An 18,755-nucleotide genomic window follows, 5' to 3' on the forward strand; every position below is an offset into this window, starting at 1 on the left:
CAATGCTTGAGAAAAAAATCAAGATATAAAACTATTTTTTAGTATTTTTTGCCTACAATACGCCATATACTAGCACCTACACAGCTAGACTCTCAAAGGAATTTTATGCATTTTGAACCTTACCCATTTGAACGATTACAAACACTCCTAGCTGACATCACCCCAAATGCCCCTATCCGCAAACTCACCATAGGCGAGCCGCAGCTACCCACACCACTATCTATCACCACTGCTCTGCAAGATTATGCCAAGGAGCTACGCTACTATCCCCCATCAGCTGGGATGCCCTATCTCAAAGATGCTATGTTAGGCTTTATCAAATCTCGCTATGGCATTACACTTAGTCACGATCAAATTATCCCCACCTTTGGCACAAGAGAAGTGCTATTTAATCTCCCACAATTCTATCTAGCACATATCAAAAGTCCTGTTATCGCCCACCCAAATCCTTTCTATCAAATCTATGAGGGTGCGGCGATTGCGAGCTCGGCTACAACAATCTATATGCCACTCACACAAGACAATAGCTTTAAACCGCACTTAAGCGATGAGCAATGCAAGCGTGTCAATCTTGTGATCCTAAACTCCCCCAATAATCCCACAGGCTCTACCCTAAGCCTAGAAGAGCTGGTAGAATGGGTGCAAAAAGCCCTTAAATACGACTTTTTACTTGTGTGCGATGAGTGTTATAGCGAGATTTATGAGCTGCCAGATAGCTTAGAATCCACTTTTTTACATAGCAATGCTCCAGCGGGGATTTTGCAAGCAAGCCTTGCAGCTGGTAATGCAAACTTTAAAAACATCTTAGCACTCAACTCCATCTCTAAGCGCAGTAGCGCACCGGGCTTGCGAAGTGGCTTTGTCGCTGGAGATAGAGAGATCCTCCAAGGCTATATGACTTATCGCACTTATGCCGGGCTAGCCCAGCCTATGCCACTAGCGCGTGCTAGTGCGGTAGCGTGGAGCGATGAGGAAAGCGCACTAGAAATACGCAAAATCTACAGCCAAAATCTAAAGCTCGCACGACAATTATTCCCACATATCCCCATAGAGCCATATAGCTTTTATATCTGGCTACCCGTGGGCGATGACCTAGCTTTCACACAAGAGCTCTACAAGCACACAGGCATTGCAGTGCTACCGGGGCGATTCCTAGGTCGAGACAATGCTGGGCAAGGCTTCGTGCGCATAGCTCTGGTGTATCCAGCAGAGCAAATGCAAGAAATCCTAGAAGATTTAGCGAAGTTTTATTATGCGTCATCTAGGGATTCGGCTTGTGGGCTAAAATCCACCAACGAGCAGCCAACGCTAAAAACACCGACAGAAAGCGTGTTTGATAGCCAAGCCGCAGGCGGCAGGATTTTTGATGAAAAAGCGGGGTTGTGCAGCCTTTTGCGCGGAGATAAGACTGATGGTCTATCGCACAAGCAAAAGGCAAACTTCTCGCTTTTTCGCAAAAAGCCAACGCCAAAAACTAGAATCCACTTTATCGGCATTGGGGGTATTGGGATCTCTGGGCTTGCCAAATACCTCCGTGCGCAAGGTGCGATCATTAGCGGCAGCGACATCGCCCACTCTCCTACAACCCACTACCTCCGCTCTCTTGGCGTGCAAATCCATATCCCTCACGACAAAGACGCGATACAAGATCAAGATCTAGTAATCCACTCCGCCATAATCAAGCACGATAATCCAGAGATTATTCAAGCAAAAGCTAGCAATATCCCCGTCCTATCGCGCGAGCAAGCCTTGAAGCTCATTTTAGATTCTAAGCGTGTCTTTAGCGTGTGTGGGGCGCACGGCAAATCAAGCATTAGTGCTATGCTCAGCAGCATACTGCCGGATTTTGGCGCGATTATTGGGGCAGAGAGCAAGGAGTTTCACTCTAATGTCCGCGAAGCCCAAAGCGAGTGCATTATCTTTGAAGCTGATGAATCAGACAAAAGCTTTTTAAACTCCAACCCCTACCTAGCCATAATCCCAAACGCCGAGCCAGAGCATATGGAGACCTACAACCACAATATACAAGAGCTCCACACCGCATATACACAATTTTTAAGCAAAGCCTCTCTGCGCTGTATCAACGATAGCGATGAGTTTTTGCGCAGCACTTCGGTGCCCAGTCTGCACCTAAACCCAGCCAAAGACATCACAGATATTGACTACTTTTTAGAAGATTCTATGCCTTATACGCGATTTTTCTTGAGAAATGTAGGGGAGTTTGCTGTATGGGGGCTAGGCGAGCATACAGCTCAAAATGCAGCCCTAGCAATACTTGCTGCCCTAGAGTTTAAAAAAGCGGATTCTAGAGCTATGCAAGAGACAAAGACACTAGATGATATTTGCTACTCTGCTAGTCATATCCAGCAAGTGCGCGAGAATCTCAAGCATTTTGCCGGGATCAAAAAGCGTTTTGATATTCTCTGCACTTCTCCTCTTACAATCATCGATGACTACGCCCACCACCCCACAGAAATCAAAGCCACTATCCAAGCCTTGCGCATCTATGCCAAGCTACGAGGTATTACAAGCATTACAGCAATATGGCAGCCGCATAAGTATTCACGGCTTTTTGACAACCTAAGCGCATTTCAAGAATGCTTTGATGATCTTCTATCAATGGGCGGAAAACTTGTGATTTTGCCCGTGTGGCGTGCTGGAGAAGAGAAAAGAGAGCTAGATTTAGGGCAGCTTTTTGCACATTGCAACCCCCTGCTTGCCACGCGAACCCAGCGCAATGCCAACACTCTAGAAATATATCATAATGACACTTTGCTTGCCACACTCGCGCAAGGTATCGCCATAGGCTTTGGCGCAGGGGATATTACTTATCAATTGCGAGGTGCAAAGTGATGGGACCGCTCTCTGTGATTGGGATTTTTTGCCTACTTGGTGCGCTTGCTGCTGTGCTACTCTATCAATCAAGCCTTGCTATATCTAGAAAACTTCTGCTAGGCTCTGTGCTACTAGTGCTACTCATATCACTTGGTGGATACAACTATATACAATCAAAGCGCACAAGTATCACCACGCTTTTGGAAGAAGCGTTTGGCTCCGGAGAAACGCTTGATTGCGAAGGGTTTTTGGTGCATAAAAACGACTTTAATCTCATTAGCCAGACCTACACACTCATAGGCAAGAGAGACACGCCAACAAGCAATATCATCATATCGCTAGAAAAGTGTAAAATCACCACACCTTCAAAAGAAGATGCCGAATTGCTCAATGGACACACTATTGAAGAAATAGGTCGAGAATAGTAGCTATGCCACCACTCAATGACACACAAAAAGTCCAGATTCTAGCCCAGAGCAAGACAATCATCATCATTGGGCTTTCACCTGATCCCACAAAGCCTAGCCACAAAGTTGCAGCATATTTGCAAGCACAAGGCTACACAATTATCCCCATCTATCCAAAGGGTGGTGAGATCCTAGGGCAAAAAGCCTTTAGCACGCTGCAAGAGTGTATCCGCGCCCTATATGCGCAAGGCATACATATAGACATTATCAACATCTTTCGCAAAAGCCAAGCCCTACCCCAAATCGCACAAGACATCATCGATCTAGGGATCAAGCCACAATGTGTATGGGTGCAGCTAGGGCTACACAATGCGCAAGCAAAAGATATGCTCACACGCGCCGGGATTGCTTATGAAGAAAATAGCTGCATTAAGCTAGAGCACCAAAGACTCTGCGAATTTATACCACCACACACTAGAATCTAAAACTTGGCATTATTTTTGCTAGTAGTTGCATAAGACTTTTCAACCACTACAAGGAATGGCGATGAAGCTAAGGAAGCTAGTGTTTGTTTGCTTGAGTGTTGGGCTTCTGCAAGGCGCGGATATTAAGCTAAACGATGCTCCGGCAAACTCCTTTCAAGATGCCTTTGAACGCGGGCTGATTTATGGGCACGCGGGATTGCTTTTTCAGCAATCCATTGACAAAGCCCCAACTTATGGCGACATCAATCTAAGCCTTGGCTATGAATCTAGGCGATTTATGGGCTATAAATTTGGCGCGGAACTATGGCTAATCCCTAAGCTTTACGAAGGATCTCCTAATGACTTTAGAAAAAGCCAAACCTACTTTGAAATGTCGCAAATCTATGCAGACTACTATAATCAATACGAGCGATTTGGTGGGACGATAGGGAGATTCCGCGCTAATGAAGAGTGGATCACGCATTTTAACGAAGGCTTAGCTTTAAGCTACGATCAAATCCCCAATCTCTCTCTAGCATTTATGTGGTCTTTGAGAAACGCCTACATCACTCCACACTTCTCACAAAACTACAAGGTATTTGGCGAGTATCAAAGCGGTAAAGTCGGGAAATGGACAGGAGGGGCATTTTATCTACGCGCGACACTCTCTATCCCTCAAGCTCCAATCAAACTCACACCCTATATCTATCTTGTGCCAGACTTCTTTGTAGCACCGGGGCTTAAAGGAGAGCTTGATCTCCCTATCGCGCAAAAGGTTCTTTTTAAAGGTATGGTGCATTTGACCTCTTATGTGGAGCTAAACGACCAGCGCAAAGTCCTAAATAGTGGTGGTGGTGGGATCATCTGGGCAGAAGGCGGGGTTGATATGTCGTGGATACGCATAGGTGCTGGTATCATCAACACCCCAAAAGGTGGGGCAATCTACATCGATGGCTTTGGGCAAAACACGCCCTTTGAGCGAGCCGATGGGATATTCTACTACAATGCCACGACTCCTTATGTATTTGTCTCTTCGGATTTATGGAAGTATGTGAGTGTATATGGAGCATTTAGGACAAGTATCATAAATGCCCAAAGTGTCTTAAACTGGGAGGCAAGAATGGATATAACCCCTATCCAAAATGTGCGTATGGGGATTAGCGCACTTGGCGTAAGCAACCCCACGCAAGCTCCATCAAAATTTGGGCAAAATCTTGGGAGCTATATGATCTTCCGCGGCTATGTGGAGTATCATTTCTAGGCACTCTTCTAAGTCTCTTGGGACTAGAATCCACTTTTTGCAGTTTTTGTGTGTTGGCAGCGTTATGTGAAAAAGTGGATTCTAGAATTGAAGTTAGTTTTAGAGTAAAACGATTCTAAGGATTGCGGTGGGGCTGTGGTAGCTTTGCGGATTTTCTAAAGAAACCTGCTTCGGCTTCGCCTTGCACCGCTTCGCTTGTTTTCTAAAGAAACATCGCTTTGCTCGTTTTCTAAAGAAACTTCGCAACACTGCCGCATCGCTCGCCCAAGACTGCATCGCTAGCGGAATCGCCCAAAGCTGAATCACTAATCGATAGCAACCCCTGCGACCCTCTCGCGCAAGAAGCTAAATGGCGGCAAAGGCAAAGGGAGCTTAAAGGCATTGGTATTGCCACTATGGATAGAATCTAGCTCTTTATTATCCTGCAAGCAGATTTTATCAAAACGCATATACCATACGCCATTTTCTGTAAAAATCTCTCCTAGCTCACTTTTGCCACACGCCACTTTACACCCAAAAGGTGCGACAATCTCCTTTGCCTCACCCACCCTTATGGTATGCTTACACACCGCCCATTGCCCACTTTCATCAACTTCAGCATTGACTTGGTAGCTACCTTCACTTATGGCGGTTTGGTGATTTTGGGTATTTGTCTTTTCATAAGGGCGATGGATAATATAGCCATCAGTAAAGCCGCGATTTTTCAGCGTTTGCAGCTCATTTGCAGCAAAGCTAGAATCCACTTTTACATCGCTACTATAATACCCATCAATACCCGCACGATACGCCCTAGCAGTAATCCCAGCATAGTAATTTGACTTTGTCCTGCCTTCAATCTTTAGCGCATCAATCGCCCCAGAATCCAAAATCTCCTTAATATGCCCGCTAAGATTCAAATCCTTAGAGTTAAAAATATGCGTCCCTAAGCCCTCTTCCTCTTCTAGCCTCATCATCACGCCATTATCGGGATTTTTGACATACAATTCTTTGCCATTAAACTTCACAAGCTCGTCATTCTCCACATTTCGCACAAAATATTCATAATCAAATCGGCAGTCATTCGCACAGCTTCCGCGGTTTGGCACGCGCCCACTTTGCAACGCAGAGATAAGACATCGCCCAGAAAATGCAAAGCACATACTCCCATGCACAAAAATTTCAATCTCCAAATCCGGCAAATGCTTTTTAATCTCCATTGCATCTTTCAGGCTAATCTCTCTTGCAGCGACAATGCGTTTAACGCCCATTTCATAAAAAACTTCCGCATCAAGCACATTTAAGACATTGGCTTGAGTGGATAGGTGGATAGGGATTTGTGGGGCAATCCTTTTACTCAAACGCACAACTCCCGGAGCTGCCATAATAAACGCATCAGGGGATAAATCAGCCATTTTGGCGATGTGAGATTCTAGGAGCTTGAGTTGGGAGTTAAAAGGAAAGCCATTGATGGCAACAAACACCTTTTTGCCTAGTCTATGGGCGTATTCCACGCCTTTAGCAAAATCTTCATAGCTAAATTCCTTGCCTGCTCTTGTGCGTAGGGAGAAGTGGCTCACCCCTCCATACACCGCGTCTGCACCATATGCAAGGGCGATTTTTAGCTTATGCAAATTCCCCGCAGGAGAGAGAAGCTGCACCTTTTTAGATTCTACTTTAGATTCTATGGGCTTAGAGACACTAGAATCTAGCGCGTGATTTGCTGGACTTGGTGGATACATTGTTGTGTCAGTCATCGCTAAGGCTTGTAGGTCTATTTCTTTTGCCCAAATGATGCGATTAGATTCTCAATATCTTGCGCATCGGCGATATTGGGATTATCATCGCCTGTGATATACACTGCTGAAGCGACTCTTTTAGTATCATCAATCTTGCTCTCAAAGAGTGAGTTCATATACTGCGCTAAAGCACGCATCACATTGATCACACGCTCAATGCGCTGGCGGTTGATGTCTTGAAACTGCATAATATCCATAGCCTGCAAAATCGCATCAGAGCAGTTGTTTGCACTTTCACTGACTAAAGCTACTTCATCAAGTATAGATCGAGTGGATTCTAACGCACTCTTAAAACTCTCCACATTAGGAAAATGCTCCACAAGCTTACTAAAGAGCTCTTCTTGGGCTGTGAGATAGGACTTAATCTTCTTAGAGGATTTGATAATTTCTTCCGCATTTGAGCTAATAATATCAAGCTGGTCAAATACCTCCCCGGCTTTTACCTCTGTATCACGCGTAACATCATCAAGCTGATGGACAACCTTGTGATCTTTGTCTGGCGGGGGAGGGGGCCAATGCTTTGAGGCATGGACACGGAAGTTATTAGGATCAAAGCCTTCATTTGCGACAACATCTTCACTTGTAGCCTGCTCTTGAGTGGATTCTACCCCATCAATACCCTGCAAGCCAGAATCCCCTTCATTCATCAATGCATCTAGCTCTTCTTGCGTCATCACACACCTTTACGCCAATCAAAATAAGATCGATTATACACCACAAAAGTTTAATATTATATGAGCCTAACCCCATTGCGCCCCTAGATAACTACCATATGCAAGGAAATGCAAGCATCTATTTGCGATAGCTCTTGTAGCACTGCGTTAGAGACTGCATTATCCACCAAAATCACCGCAAGTGCTTCATTTTTGGCATTGCGCGCAAGCCTAAAATCCGCGATATTGATTTGGTGCTTGCCTAGGATTTGACCAACACTCCCTATAACACCCGGGACATCAGTATTTTTAAACAAAATCATTCGCCCCTTTGGCTCAATCAATGCTTCAAACTCATTGATCGCACTTAAGCGGATAATGTTGTCATCAAACACTGTTCCAGATACACTTAGGCTACCATTGTTTGTATAGGCAGTTAAAGTAATGAGATTTTTATAAGAAGTAGAACTCTCGCTTGCTTTTTTCTTAATCTCTATACCACGCTCTTTGGCAAGAAATGGCGCATTGACATAATTGATCTTATCGCCAAGAGAAGGCTTCAATGCGCCGACTATCGCATAAATTTCAAGAGAATCAATATATTGACTAATCTCGCCTTGAGTTGCAATCTCAAGTGAAGTTAGCACGCTTTTATCAAGCTGCGAGCAAAGGAAGCCTAGCTTTTGCGCAAGCTCGGTGTAATGCCCCACAAAATCAGGGAGCTGCGTGGCGTTTGATGGAAGATTGAGTGCATTTGGATAGGCGATACCACGAGCTGCCTCCATCGCGACTTGTGCTGCTTGCTTGGCGATTTCTTCTTGGGATTCTAGTGTGTTTGCACCAATATGCGGAGTAACATAGACATTTGGCAAATCCAAAAGCTTGCAGCTAGTCCCTGGCTCTTTGTCAAAAACATCAATCCCAGCCCAGCGCACCTTGCCACTTTGCAGGCTTTGGTATAAATCCTCTTCATTATATAGCCCACCACGAGCGCAGTTGATCAAAATCACACCATCTTTCATCTTAGCAATTTCTTTGGCGGTGATCATATTTTTTGTTTCAGTATTTTTAGGAGTGTGGATCGTGATAATATCGCACGATAAAATCTCATCAAAATCCTTTACATACGACACGCCAGCATTGATTGCCTTAGATGGCAAGATATATGGATCGTATGTCAAAACTTCTGCTTCAAAAGCTTTGCAGCGGATCCCAACCCTAGAGCCGATATTTCCAAAGCCAATCACTCCTACTCTCTTGCCTTTAAGCTCTGTGCCATACCAGTCCTCTCTTTTCCATTTGCGCTCATCTTTGAGCTGGGCATTAGCCCCCGGAAAATTCCGTATCGCACTCAAAATATGCGTCATCGTAAGCTCTACTGCAGCAATGGTGTTTGCTGTTGGGACATTCATCACCACAATCCCTTGCTTAGAACAAGCATCAATATCGACATTATCCACACCCACGCCGGCACGCACGATCGCCTTAAGAGCGGGGACATTGGCAAGAAACTTATCCCCAACCGCCGTGGAGCTACGAGTGATTGCCACATCAACCTCTTGCAATGACTGCAGTAATTCATCTTTAGGCAAGCTAGCTAGATTGAGTAAAGTTATGTCGCTTTGGGAAGCAAGCATATCTAAACCTTTTTGGTGGATATGATCACATACGGCTATTTTATACATTGCATCTCCTTACTGATAGGTGTATGGAACTTCATAATACTGCAGCTCCTTTATAAGCTGCTGCGCCTTGATATATTCCTTTGGAATATATACAACCAAATCTATAGAGTTCGTATTTTTGCTATAAGCAAACTCTATATTCCTTTGCTTAAACAACTCATTTAAACAAAAAAACAAATACTGATCCACAGCAGAAATAAAAATCTTTTGCGGTATAGCTTTAATCTCTGGATCCACAAAATCCACGAAAATCTCAAACTCCTGCGCTGGATATGAATAGGCTTTGTTGAAATGTTTAAGGTTATCAAGCCAATTGTCTTTTGTGGGATTTGGCATTGTAGCAACGGGGGCTTCTGTGGCAAACTCAAACCCAATATGTGTAGCTTTTACTTTTGATTCATAGTAGAAAAGCCATCCAATACTCCCCCCTATAAGCACACAAGCAAACAAGACAAGTATGATAGCCTTTGTTTTCATATAGCCCCAATTTATGAGTGCTGAATTTTATTTTTTAGCTTATCTCCAAGCGTCATTTTATCGGTATTGTTGATAGCGCGAATTTCTTCTTTTTGCTTTTGTCGCTCTAGTCGCTTTACAGATACGCGCACGCGGTTATTTTGCTTATCAATGGAAGCGACCACACCCTCAATCTCACTCCCAACTTCTATCGCTTCTTTTTCTAGTGGATACAAGTCTTCATTGCGTATAAGAGCATCCATACCATCAATTTCTACAAACACGCCAAAATCCTTGATGTCTATCACCTTGCCTTTGACAATATCATCGACTTTATATGTCTTGCTAAACACTTCTGCTGGGGACTCTTTCAAAGCCTTTCTGCTAAGGGAGATTCTTTGGTTTGTGCCATCTATCTTGACAATCCTTACTTCAACTTCTTCTCCAACCTTGAACGCATCTTTACATTTATTGCCCTTCTCCCAAAACGCATCTTCATTGTGCAGTAGTCCATCTACTTGCCCCAAATTGATAAACGCCCCAAAATCTGTCAAAGTAGCAACCTTGCCTTTCACTACATCATTAAGTTTATATGCTTTCATAAAGCCATCAAAAGGCTTTTCTAAAAGATTTTTCAACGATACGCGTAGTCTGCGACTAGTTGGATCAATTTCTATCACTTCCACATCAATCTCATCACCTACTTTCAACACATCGCTTGGGTGTTTAATATCCTTATCCCAAGAAATTTCAGAAATATGCAAGAAGCCCTCTACATCATTGCCAATATCCACAAAAGCCCCATACGCCTCAATATTGCTTACAACCACCTTGATCGTATAGCCCTTTTGCAGCTCTTTTTGCACCTCCTGCCAAGGATCTTGCGTAACAGCCTTGATAGAGAATGACAATCGCTTTTTCTCTTCATCATAGCCCACAACTTTAAGTGATACGACATCACCCTCTTTGTAGAGTTTAGCGGTATTCACAGGACCCTTATGGCTAATCTCTGTGTAATGCACAAGCCCCTTGATACCATCAACTTCCACAAACATTCCAAAGCTTGTGATACTCTTTACAACCCCTTCAAACACCTTGCCATCTTCTTCTAAGAGTTTTTTAACTCCCTCTGCCTGTCTCACATCATCAATCTCAAAAAATCTCTTGCGAGAAACGATGATCGATCGCTCATCTGGACGCACATCGATAATGCACGCTTTCACCCTTTGTCCAATATTCTTCGCAGAATCCTTGAGTGCAGCCGCTGCACGAGGCATAAAGTAATCCACACCATCAGCTTCTAGCACATAGCCGCCCTTGTTCTTGCGGATAATTTTTCCCTCAACAACCTTGTCTTTAAAATCACTGCCAAGCTCTTTGATCTTTTGCTCCACATTGGCAAGCTTGATAGCCTTTTTATGTGAAACACTAGGTCGCTCACCTCTCCCAGCAGAGACAAACACCACAATCTCATCGCCCACATTAAAGGGGATCTTGCCATCTTTATCCGCAACTTCTGCCAGCCCCAAAAACCCTTCTAGCTTCTCACCCACATCAACAAGCAAGCCGTTATCTTGGATAGCGATCACCTTGCCTGTCTTCACCTGTCCTAGCTCTTCTTGTCGCTCTCGCTCCGCAAGCATTCTTGCAAATTCGCCATTATCCTCTGTATCATCCAAAACTTTCAACATTCTATCGCCTTTATGAAAAATGTCGCGATTCTAGCGGATTTTTGCTTTTAGTAAGCTTTATTAGCGGGATAGATTCTTAAAGCTTTTACCCTTTATTATGCACGACTTCCACAGACAGCGCAGAATCCTTTACATCAAACACCACCCTATCGCCCTCTTGCACCTTTGCTTCTAAAATCAGCTCCGCTAGCCTGTCTTCTACCTCTTCATACATCGCCCTTTTTAGCGGTCGTGCGCCAAAGACAGGGTCAAAGCCCACTTCCGCGATAAAGGCTTTGGCAGCTTGTGTCAGCTCAATACCAATCCCTCTATCACCAAGCTTTGTAGCGATATTAGCAAGTAGATTCTCAACGATCTTTGTGATATTTGCAAGGCTTAGGGGGTTAAAGATCACAATATCATCAAGCCGATTGATAAACTCCGGCTTGAAGTAAGCCTTCAGCTCATCGCGCACCGCTGCTTCGCGCTCTTTTGTATCAGCTATATCCATAATCTTTTGGCTGCCAATATTGCTTGTCAAAATGATAATGGTATTTTTGCAGTCAATCGTTACGCCCTTATTATCCGTGATCCGCCCATCATCAAGCACTTGTAAAAGCAGATTAAACACATCTGGGTGCGCTTTCTCAATCTCATCAAACAGCACCACGCTATAAGGCTTCCTGCGTAGAGCTTCTGTGAGCTGCCCGCCCTCTTCATAGCCCACATAGCCCGGAGCCGCGCCCACTAGCCGACTCACCTCGTGCTTTTGCATATACTCGCTCATATCAAAGCGGATAAGGTTTTTCTCACTATCAAACAAAAAGCGCGCCAACGCTTTAGCGGATTCTGTCTTGCCCACGCCCGTGGGTCCTAGGAACAAAAAGCTGCCAATGGGGCGATTGCTATCACTTAGCCCCGCTTTATTGCGCTTTATCGCGCGCGCTATGGCTTTTAACGCTTCATCTTGCCCTACTACACTTTGGGCTAGCTCTTGCTCTATGCCTAGAATCCTATCTTTCTCACTTTGAAGCATTTTGCGCACAGGGATTTGTGTCCAGCGGCTTACGATCTCTGCGATACTCTCTTGTGTTACAGCATTTTTTAGCAATGTCCCGCCTTCTTGCATACTCGCCCATTTTTGCTCTAATGCCTGCAAGGCTTCTTTCTCCGCTGGCAAAAGCCCGTATTCGACCTCTGCTGCCCTTTGCAAGTTCCCCTCTCGCTTGGCGATCTCACCCTCGCTTCGCAACGCATCGATTTTATCCTTGCTTTGGGCGATTTCTTGGAAGACTTGCTTTTCATTCTCAAAGCGCGCTTCAAGCCGGCGTTGCTCCTCTTTGGCATTGCCTAGCTCTTGCTCTATCTCTGCAAGCCTATCGGCATTCGCGCCCTTTTTGGCACCCTTTTCCGCGCTATTTGCCTCCATTTTGATCGCTTCTTGCTCGATGGTGAGATTCTCAATTATCCGCTTGATAGAAGCAAGCGCGTTTGGCTGGGATTCTATCTGCATTTTTAGCTCCGCTGCGGCTTCATCTATTAGATCAATCGCCTTATCAGGCAAAAATCGATCTGTGATATAGCGAGCTGAAAGCTTCGCCGCTGCCACTAGCGCAGAGTCTGTAATGCTCACTTTATGGTGAGCTTCAAGCCGCTCTTTTATCCCGCGCAAAATATGCAGCGACTCACTCACGCTTGGCTCATCAAGCGCGATAGGCTGGAATCTCCTTGTAAGCGCGGCGTCTTTTTCAAAATATTTGCGATATTCCTTAAGCGTAGTTGCGCCAATGGTATGTAGCTCACCTCGCGCTAGGGCTGGCTTTAAGATATTTGCCGCATCCATACTGCCTTCAGCTGCCCCAGCCCCCACGATCGTGTGGATCTCATCGATAAACAAAATCACATTCCCAGCCTTTTTGACTTCATCGACCACCGCCTTTAGCCGCTCCTCAAACTCCCCGCGATACTTCGCCCCCGCCACAAGCGCGCTCATATCAAGCGCGATGACGCGTTTGTGCTGCAAGCTTAGGGGGACTTCTTTACGCACGATCCTTTGGGCTAGCCCCTCTACCACGGCTGTTTTGCCCACACCCGGCTCGCCTATCAAGATAGGATTATTTTTGCTCTTGCGGATAAGGATTTGCATCATTCGCATAATTTCTTCATCTCTGCCGATGACTGGATCAAGGCTGTTTTCCAACGCCTTTGCCGTTAGATCAATCCCAAATTTCGCCAAAGACTGCAAGGTGCTATCATCATTTTGATTGCTGATTTTCGCACCTTTACGCATAGATTCTAGGCTCTTTGCCAGCTCGCGCATATCAATGTATTTACCTAGAATCTTTACAAACATCTCGCTTTTGCTATTTGCGATGATAATGCTATCAAGAGCGATATAGCTATCGCCATTTTGCGTGGCGTGTCCTTGTGCGTTGTGCAGGGCGGTAGCAAGCTCTTGGGATAATCGCAAGCTCTCTTTGTTTATGTGGGAAGTTTTAGGGAGATTTTCTACCACACTTTTTGCCTCTAGGGTGATAGCGGCTTTATCGACATTCATCATCGTTAGGGCTTGGTTTAAGATACTTTGGGTATCAGTAAGCATTGCCCAAAGCAAGTGGGCTGAAGTGATTTCTTGATTATTGGCGTGTAATGCCAAAGATGCCGCAGAATCTAGGGCTTCTCTGCTTTGATTGGTTAATTTCTCAAACATTTCTTACTCCTTGAAATAGCACTTATATAATCCAAAGCAATGTAATATCGCTAAGTTTTATACACTAGGCATTATATAAATTTAGTCATTTACTATCAAGTTTATTTATATATAAACACATAGATTTTCTAGATTCTAGCAGACCAGATTCTAGAGTAGTGGATCCTATCCACAAGCGCACGCTTATCCAGCGGCTACTTCCCCTAGCAAACAAGGATTCTAAGCTTTGTGTTTTTGTTTTTTGTGGATTGCTAAAGAGTTGCGCTTTATTTTTTATGGATTACTAAAGAAGCTACGCTTTGCCTCGCGGACAAGTCCGCTCGCAATGACGGAAAATAAGCGTTAAGCCTAGAATCCACTTTTTTACATATCGCGTTTTATTGTCATCGCGAGCGAGTGAAACGAGCCGGCGATCCATAATTTTGCGCTAGCAAAATAACCTTTACTAGAATCCACTTTTTGAAAAGTGGATTCTAGGGTTAAATGCCAAAGGTGTAAAAAGTGGATTCTAGGAGTAAAGTTAGTTTGAGAGCAACACGATTCTAAGAACTCTAAAGAAGCTACGCTTTGCGGTGGGGCTGTGGGAGCTTTGCGATTTTTGGGGAAGGTTAGAAAAAAGTTTAAATGATAAAAAAGTCTAAATTCTAAAAAAGCTAGCAAAGGATTCTAGGATTAAAGTTAGTTTGAGAGCAACACGATTCTAAGAACTCTAAAGAAGCTACGCTTTGCCGCGCGGTGCAAGTCCGCTCGCAATGACGATAAAAAAGCTTGAAAATTAAAAAACCTGAAAAACTAAGAGAGTCACGGCGGTAGGATTACAAAAAGTGGATTCTAGGATTAAGTAAGACATTGTAAAAAGCTAGCAAAGGATTCTAGGATTTTGGTTTTGTTTTTAATGGATTGCCGCGCGGTGCAAGCACCGCTCGCAATGACGATAAAAAAGCTTGAAAATTAAAAAACCTGAAAAACTAAGAGAGTCGCGGCGGCAGGATTTGAGATGAGAAATCGTGGTTTTCAAGGCGCGGGCGCAGGGATTTACCTAAGCGGTAATGAGCAAGCCCGCGCCGCAGAATCCGCGATTTATCGCTCAAAGCCAACGCCTTTTAAAAGAAATAATGCCACCTTACAGAAGCATTATGCGTTATCCCTAACTCCCCACCTACTGCCACATACCCAGCAGAGAAGTTTCCTGCTTTGTCTGTGTGGTAATTTATCACAAATGTGCCTTGGTAGAAAAATGGAGCTAAATGCACTGCTGCTGCCCTGCCTGTGGTCTCCTCTATGGTATAAGCCTTGCCATTCAGCGTAGGGGTAATGCCTATATCTGCATTCATTAGATACCTAAAGCCCCCGCCTAGTGTGGTAGAAATCCTTTTGCCATACTCTTGGTAGTAGTTTAAGTTTGCTTGGGCATAGGTAACTGCATAGCCTTGGCTTAGTCCTCCATAGCGTAGCTCACCAGAGCGTTGTGTCCTCATCTCAAAGTCTCCTAGATAGCCGCCCTCTACTCCTACTCCAATTGATGGGAAAAGCATAGATTTAGCCCCAGCCATATAGATAGATGAGCCTAGGCGGATAGAAGAGCCAAAGTTGATATTCCCCACATTTGCGCCAAATCGCATACCATTCATATCTTGTCCTACAGATATATCTGTATAGCCACCATTGACATCAGCCATATAGTAGAATCCTGCTAGCTTAGTCTTAGCAAAGATATGGGAGAATCTAAGCCCTAGGAAGCCTGTGTGTCCTTGGGCATCGATATGGGCTTGCTTATAGCCATTGTAGATATACTCATACCCACCATAGAAGCCGATATTCCCACTTGTTTGTCCAAGAGCTAGATCCCAAGTCGAGCCAAAGAGTGTGCCCACACTCCAAGAGCTTGTTTGTGCGCCATTGGTTGCTTTATGTGAGCCTGTCCCACCATAGGCACGGATAAAGAAATCCCCTTGGACTTTATGCTTAGCTAGTAGCTCTGCACTTATCTCTCCAAGCTTTGGCTCTTGTGGCATTTCTGGCTTGCTGGCTAGGATTTTAGGCTTAGTAGGAGCTTTAGGCTGTATAGGGGCTTTTAGCTTATTGCTCTGGGCATCAGCTAGGGCTATAAGCTTTTGATACTCTCTCTCATAGCTTTTTTTATCTTGCTCGTATTGCTTAAAGGCTTTTAGATAGTCTTTGCGCTCTTGCTCGTATTTGCTCATAGCTTTTTTATAGTCTTTGTGGTTTGGCTTGAGATTTGGGCGCACAGGAGCTTTAGGCTCTGTGGGAGCTTTGAGGTTGGCATTAAACTTATTAGTTTTAGCAAGCACTTCTAGGTTTTTTCTCTTTTCTTCATAGCTCTTTTTCTCTAGCTCATAGCGTTTTAGGGCTGTTTGGTAGGCTCTTTGGTTTGACTCATAGGCTGCCATTACTCGCTTATAGTCTTTATGATTTGGCTTTAGATTTGGTCTTATAGGAGCTTTAGGAGCTATGGGGGCTTTAAGGTTGTTTGCTCTAGCTATGGTCTCTAGCTTGCTATTTTCCTCATTATAGATTCTAAGCTCTTGCTCATAGTTGCTCATAGCTTTTTCATATGCTTTTTGTGCTTTGGTGAAATCTGCCATAGCCTTTTTGTAGTGCTTATCGCTTGGCTTTAGATTTGGGCGCACAGGGGCTTTTGGCTCTATGGGGGCTTTTAGCTTTTTGGCTTTAGCGATGGTTTCTAGGTTTTTGCGATTATCTTCATAGGCTTTTTTGTCTTTGTTGTATTGCTCTAGGGCTTTTTGGTAGGCTTTGTCTTCTTGCTCGTATTTAGCGATCAAAGCTTTGTTTTCTTTGGTGCTAGCGAGTTTATCCCATTTGGCTAAGTCTAGCTTGTATTTGGCTAGGTCTTTTTGATACTGGGCTCTTGCATCTCCTAGGGTGGCTGCTTCTATGCGCTGCTTGGTTCTGCGCTCTTTGTTTTTCAAGCTTCTTCTGTTTTGTTCTGCGAGATAGGTGTCTATAAGCATTTTTCGTCGCATAGATTGGCGCACGACTACGCTTGTCATACTTGCAGCCACAGAAGCTTCTACCTCAAAGATAGGGGTGCCATCGGGATTAAACTTCACCCCTATACCTTGGAGCTCTGGGCTTGATTCAAAGGTGGGCTTGCTAGCTCCATCTACATAGCTATGGCTACCAGATGTTACATAGTCTGTAAGATTCTTGCTAATGCTTTTTGCAGGGTCAAAGTTGCCATCAAGGTAGGTTACTTGGATTTTATTGACGGCAAATTCTTTGTTGGTTCCTTGAGTGCTTGTATCGTTATTTATCGTTACTCTCTCTATAGCTTGGTTGCCTTTGAGTCCTACGCTTAGGGTATCAACGGTGAGTTTAGCGTCTTTAGTGATGTTGATATTAGAGAGTGTATGAGGCTCTACATTACCTGCTGTCCCTTGTCCTACACCATTTAGGGTGTTGATGGTGGCACTGCCTTTTGTTACGCTTAGCTCTTTGATGATACCACTTGCTAAGCCACCGCCTGTGTTATACACAGCATTATTGGTTACGCTATCAGCGTCTTTGGTGAGCTCTAGTTTATCAATGGTGCCGTTGTTAGTGATGTGGTTGGTAGCAGCGGCTTGGGCAGCGTAGAAGTTTGTGCCACTTCTAGCTTGTTTTGTGGTGGTGTTGGTAGTGAGTGTGGTGATAGAGCCGTTGTTGGTAAAGGAACCACTCGCTAGAGTAAATTTAGCAACCTTACCGATGATAGTGTGATTGCCACCCTCTTGAGTGATGTTATCAAAGGCAGAATCTGTGCCATTGACAAATGTAGAGCCACTGCCACCAGCTTTTAGCACTACATTGCTAAGTGTGCCGCCATTGTGGGTGAATGTGCCGCCGGAGAGATTGAGATTGGTAATTGTGCCACCTTGCTGGATAGCACCACCACCACTTTGATTGAGTGTAGTTACACTGCCTTTGCCCTGCTGAAATATGCCATCTTGGAGAGTGATTGTTTCTATTGTGCCATCGTGCTCGCCTGCTGTAAGATTATCTGTATAGCCTTGATAAAAGCTACCGCCTGTAATGTTTAGGTTAGTAATATTTCCACCGCGTTGATAGGATTTACCAGCATAGAGATTGAAATTCTCTATGCTGACATTTTTGAAAATTTGGGAGTCGCCGTTTGCAGTGGTTTGATTAAATGTAGTGATATTTAGTTTATCATTATTTTCATTATTAACTTTTATGTTTAAACGCTCGGCTTCATTGTTTAAGGTAGTGATATTACTTGTGCCACCTAGTTTGATTTCAAACTTCACATCGCCTTTAAGATCAAAAGTGCCGATAGTAATATTTGAGTTGCCACTCGCTCCCCCTACTATATTTTGTGGATTCATATCTTGCCAAGGAGTGCCACTATCACCTTCTTTTTTATAATTCACCGCAAGGTGGTTAATTGTCATACCATTACGAATCAATAAATTGACTTTGGGCAAACTTCTATATTTATAGGCAATGCTCATATAATCAAGAGTATTTGGATATTTGCTTGAATCAAGAGTGTTCCATTGCCCCCGCCTTGGCCACCCTTCTTGATCTGTAACTACCTGCCCTTTTTCTCCTGCTTTCCACATAACCCGAAATACATTCCCACTCGGATCGGTAATGTTCAAATTATTTGGATCATTTGCAGGTATGGTGGATGCCGACATCACACCGCTAAGAGCGAGAAAGCATATTAAACTTAATCGTGTAGCCTTGGACTTAGCTAGTTTTTGAGAATCTGTAGGATTTACAGCATTGAGAGAGAGATTATTTACCCCCCCCCCCCCCGTTTATATGAGGCAGTGTTATGAGTAGATGTTTTCA

The 18,755-nt window shown here is 44.2% G+C and carries 14 protein-coding genes and 1 pseudogene; 5 read left to right on the forward strand and 10 right to left on the reverse strand.

Annotated features, from left to right (window positions below; genetic code table 11):
* Window positions 1–105: 105 nt before the first annotated feature.
* From DX060_RS12130 to DX060_RS08425, 5 genes and pseudogenes are all read left to right on the forward strand, one after another.
* A pseudogene (locus tag DX060_RS12130) lies at window positions 106–1,236 on the forward strand (succinyldiaminopimelate transaminase); the annotation flags it as partial.
* 243 nt (window positions 1,237–1,479) lie between these two features.
* Window positions 1,480–2,853: a UDP-N-acetylmuramate--L-alanine ligase gene (murC, locus tag DX060_RS08410; RefSeq protein ID WP_258552325.1), complete on the forward strand. Its 1,374-nt coding sequence runs from the start codon at window positions 1,480–1,482 to the stop codon at window positions 2,851–2,853.
* The gene (locus DX060_RS08415; RefSeq protein WP_147278813.1) at window positions 2,850–3,260 is read left to right on the forward strand and encodes a hypothetical protein; all 411 of its coding nucleotides are present in this window, start codon (window positions 2,850–2,852) and stop codon (window positions 3,258–3,260) included. The genes murC and DX060_RS08415 overlap by 4 nt, the downstream gene beginning before the upstream one ends.
* 5 nt (window positions 3,261–3,265) lie before the next feature.
* The gene (locus DX060_RS08420) at window positions 3,266–3,727 is read left to right on the forward strand and encodes a CoA-binding protein (RefSeq protein ID WP_115012030.1); all 462 of its coding nucleotides are present in this window, start codon (window positions 3,266–3,268) and stop codon (window positions 3,725–3,727) included.
* A gap of 61 nt (window positions 3,728–3,788) precedes the next feature.
* Window positions 3,789–4,967: an outer membrane family protein gene (locus DX060_RS08425; RefSeq protein WP_181814256.1), complete on the forward strand. Its 1,179-nt coding sequence runs from the start codon at window positions 3,789–3,791 to the stop codon at window positions 4,965–4,967.
* Between the two features lie 99 nt (window positions 4,968–5,066).
* On the opposite strand, the gene DX060_RS11490 is transcribed toward DX060_RS08425, so the two are convergent.
* From DX060_RS11490 to DX060_RS08465, 10 genes are all read right to left on the reverse strand, one after another.
* Window positions 5,067–5,243: a hypothetical protein gene (locus DX060_RS11490; protein WP_181814257.1), complete on the reverse strand. Its 177-nt coding sequence runs from the start codon at window positions 5,241–5,243 to the stop codon at window positions 5,067–5,069.
* Window positions 5,244–5,272: 29 nt separating this feature from the next.
* Entirely contained in the window at window positions 5,273–6,700 is a 1,428-nt protein-coding gene (locus DX060_RS08430) for a peptidase U32 family protein (protein WP_408938838.1), read from the reverse strand.
* A gap of 17 nt (window positions 6,701–6,717) precedes the next feature.
* Window positions 6,718–7,416: a chemotaxis protein gene (locus DX060_RS08435; RefSeq protein ID WP_115012032.1), complete on the reverse strand. Its 699-nt coding sequence runs from the start codon at window positions 7,414–7,416 to the stop codon at window positions 6,718–6,720.
* 83 nt (window positions 7,417–7,499) lie between these two features.
* Window positions 7,500–9,080 carry a phosphoglycerate dehydrogenase gene (serA, locus tag DX060_RS08440; RefSeq protein WP_115012033.1) on the reverse strand — a complete coding sequence of 527 codons (1,581 nt, stop codon included), beginning with the start codon at window positions 9,078–9,080 and terminating at the stop codon, window positions 7,500–7,502.
* A gap of 9 nt (window positions 9,081–9,089) precedes the next feature.
* Window positions 9,090–9,557 carry a hypothetical protein gene (locus DX060_RS08445; protein ID WP_115012034.1) on the reverse strand — a complete coding sequence of 156 codons (468 nt, stop codon included), beginning with the start codon at window positions 9,555–9,557 and terminating at the stop codon, window positions 9,090–9,092.
* An 11-nt stretch (window positions 9,558–9,568) separates the two neighbouring features.
* Complete coding sequence (locus DX060_RS08450; protein WP_115012035.1) at window positions 9,569–11,227, reverse strand: 30S ribosomal protein S1; 1,659 nt, start codon at window positions 11,225–11,227, stop codon at window positions 9,569–9,571.
* A gap of 85 nt (window positions 11,228–11,312) precedes the next feature.
* A complete protein-coding gene (locus tag DX060_RS08455; protein ID WP_115012036.1) occupies window positions 11,313–13,916 on the reverse strand; it encodes an ATP-dependent Clp protease ATP-binding subunit in 2,604 nt (867 codons plus the stop codon).
* Between the two features lie 363 nt (window positions 13,917–14,279).
* The gene (locus DX060_RS08460) at window positions 14,280–14,576 is read right to left on the reverse strand and encodes a hypothetical protein (protein WP_115012037.1); all 297 of its coding nucleotides are present in this window, start codon (window positions 14,574–14,576) and stop codon (window positions 14,280–14,282) included.
* A 308-nt stretch (window positions 14,577–14,884) separates the two neighbouring features.
* On the reverse strand, window positions 14,885–15,007 hold the full coding sequence (locus DX060_RS12135; RefSeq protein WP_258552264.1) for a hypothetical protein: 123 nt from the start codon (window positions 15,005–15,007) through the stop codon (window positions 14,885–14,887).
* A gap of 12 nt (window positions 15,008–15,019) precedes the next feature.
* A complete protein-coding gene (locus DX060_RS08465) occupies window positions 15,020–18,349 on the reverse strand; it encodes an autotransporter outer membrane beta-barrel domain-containing protein (protein ID WP_147278815.1) in 3,330 nt (1,109 codons plus the stop codon).
* Window positions 18,350–18,755: the final 406 nt, after the last annotated feature.

Origin of the sequence: Helicobacter canis (assembly GCF_900451095.1) — a bacterium.
GTDB classification, from domain to species: domain Bacteria; phylum Campylobacterota; class Campylobacteria; order Campylobacterales; family Helicobacteraceae; genus Helicobacter_B; species Helicobacter_B zhangjianzhongii.

Bases quoted from the DNA above. Each gene is read 5' to 3' on its own strand.
- DX060_RS08420 (WP_115012030.1), top strand. From the start codon at position 3,266: ATGCCACCACTCAATGACACACAAAAAGTCCAGATTCTAGCCCAGAGC.
- DX060_RS08425 (WP_181814256.1), top strand. From the start codon at position 3,789: ATGAAGCTAAGGAAGCTAGTGTTTGTTTGCTTGAGTGTTGGGCTTCTG.
- DX060_RS11490 (WP_181814257.1), bottom strand. From the start codon at position 5,243: ATGCAGTCTTGGGCGAGCGATGCGGCAGTGTTGCGAAGTTTCTTTAGA.
- DX060_RS08430 (WP_408938838.1), bottom strand. From the start codon at position 6,700: ATGACTGACACAACAATGTATCCACCAAGTCCAGCAAATCACGCGCTA.
- DX060_RS08435 (WP_115012032.1), bottom strand. From the start codon at position 7,416: ATGACGCAAGAAGAGCTAGATGCATTGATGAATGAAGGGGATTCTGGC.
- serA (WP_115012033.1), bottom strand. From the start codon at position 9,080: ATGTATAAAATAGCCGTATGTGATCATATCCACCAAAAAGGTTTAGAT.
- DX060_RS08445 (WP_115012034.1), bottom strand. From the start codon at position 9,557: ATGAAAACAAAGGCTATCATACTTGTCTTGTTTGCTTGTGTGCTTATA.
- DX060_RS08450 (WP_115012035.1), bottom strand. From the start codon at position 11,227: ATGTTGAAAGTTTTGGATGATACAGAGGATAATGGCGAATTTGCAAGA.
- DX060_RS08455 (WP_115012036.1), bottom strand. From the start codon at position 13,916: ATGTTTGAGAAATTAACCAATCAAAGCAGAGAAGCCCTAGATTCTGCG.
- DX060_RS08465 (WP_147278815.1), bottom strand. From the start codon at position 18,349: ATGACAATTAACCACCTTGCGGTGAATTATAAAAAAGAAGGTGATAGT.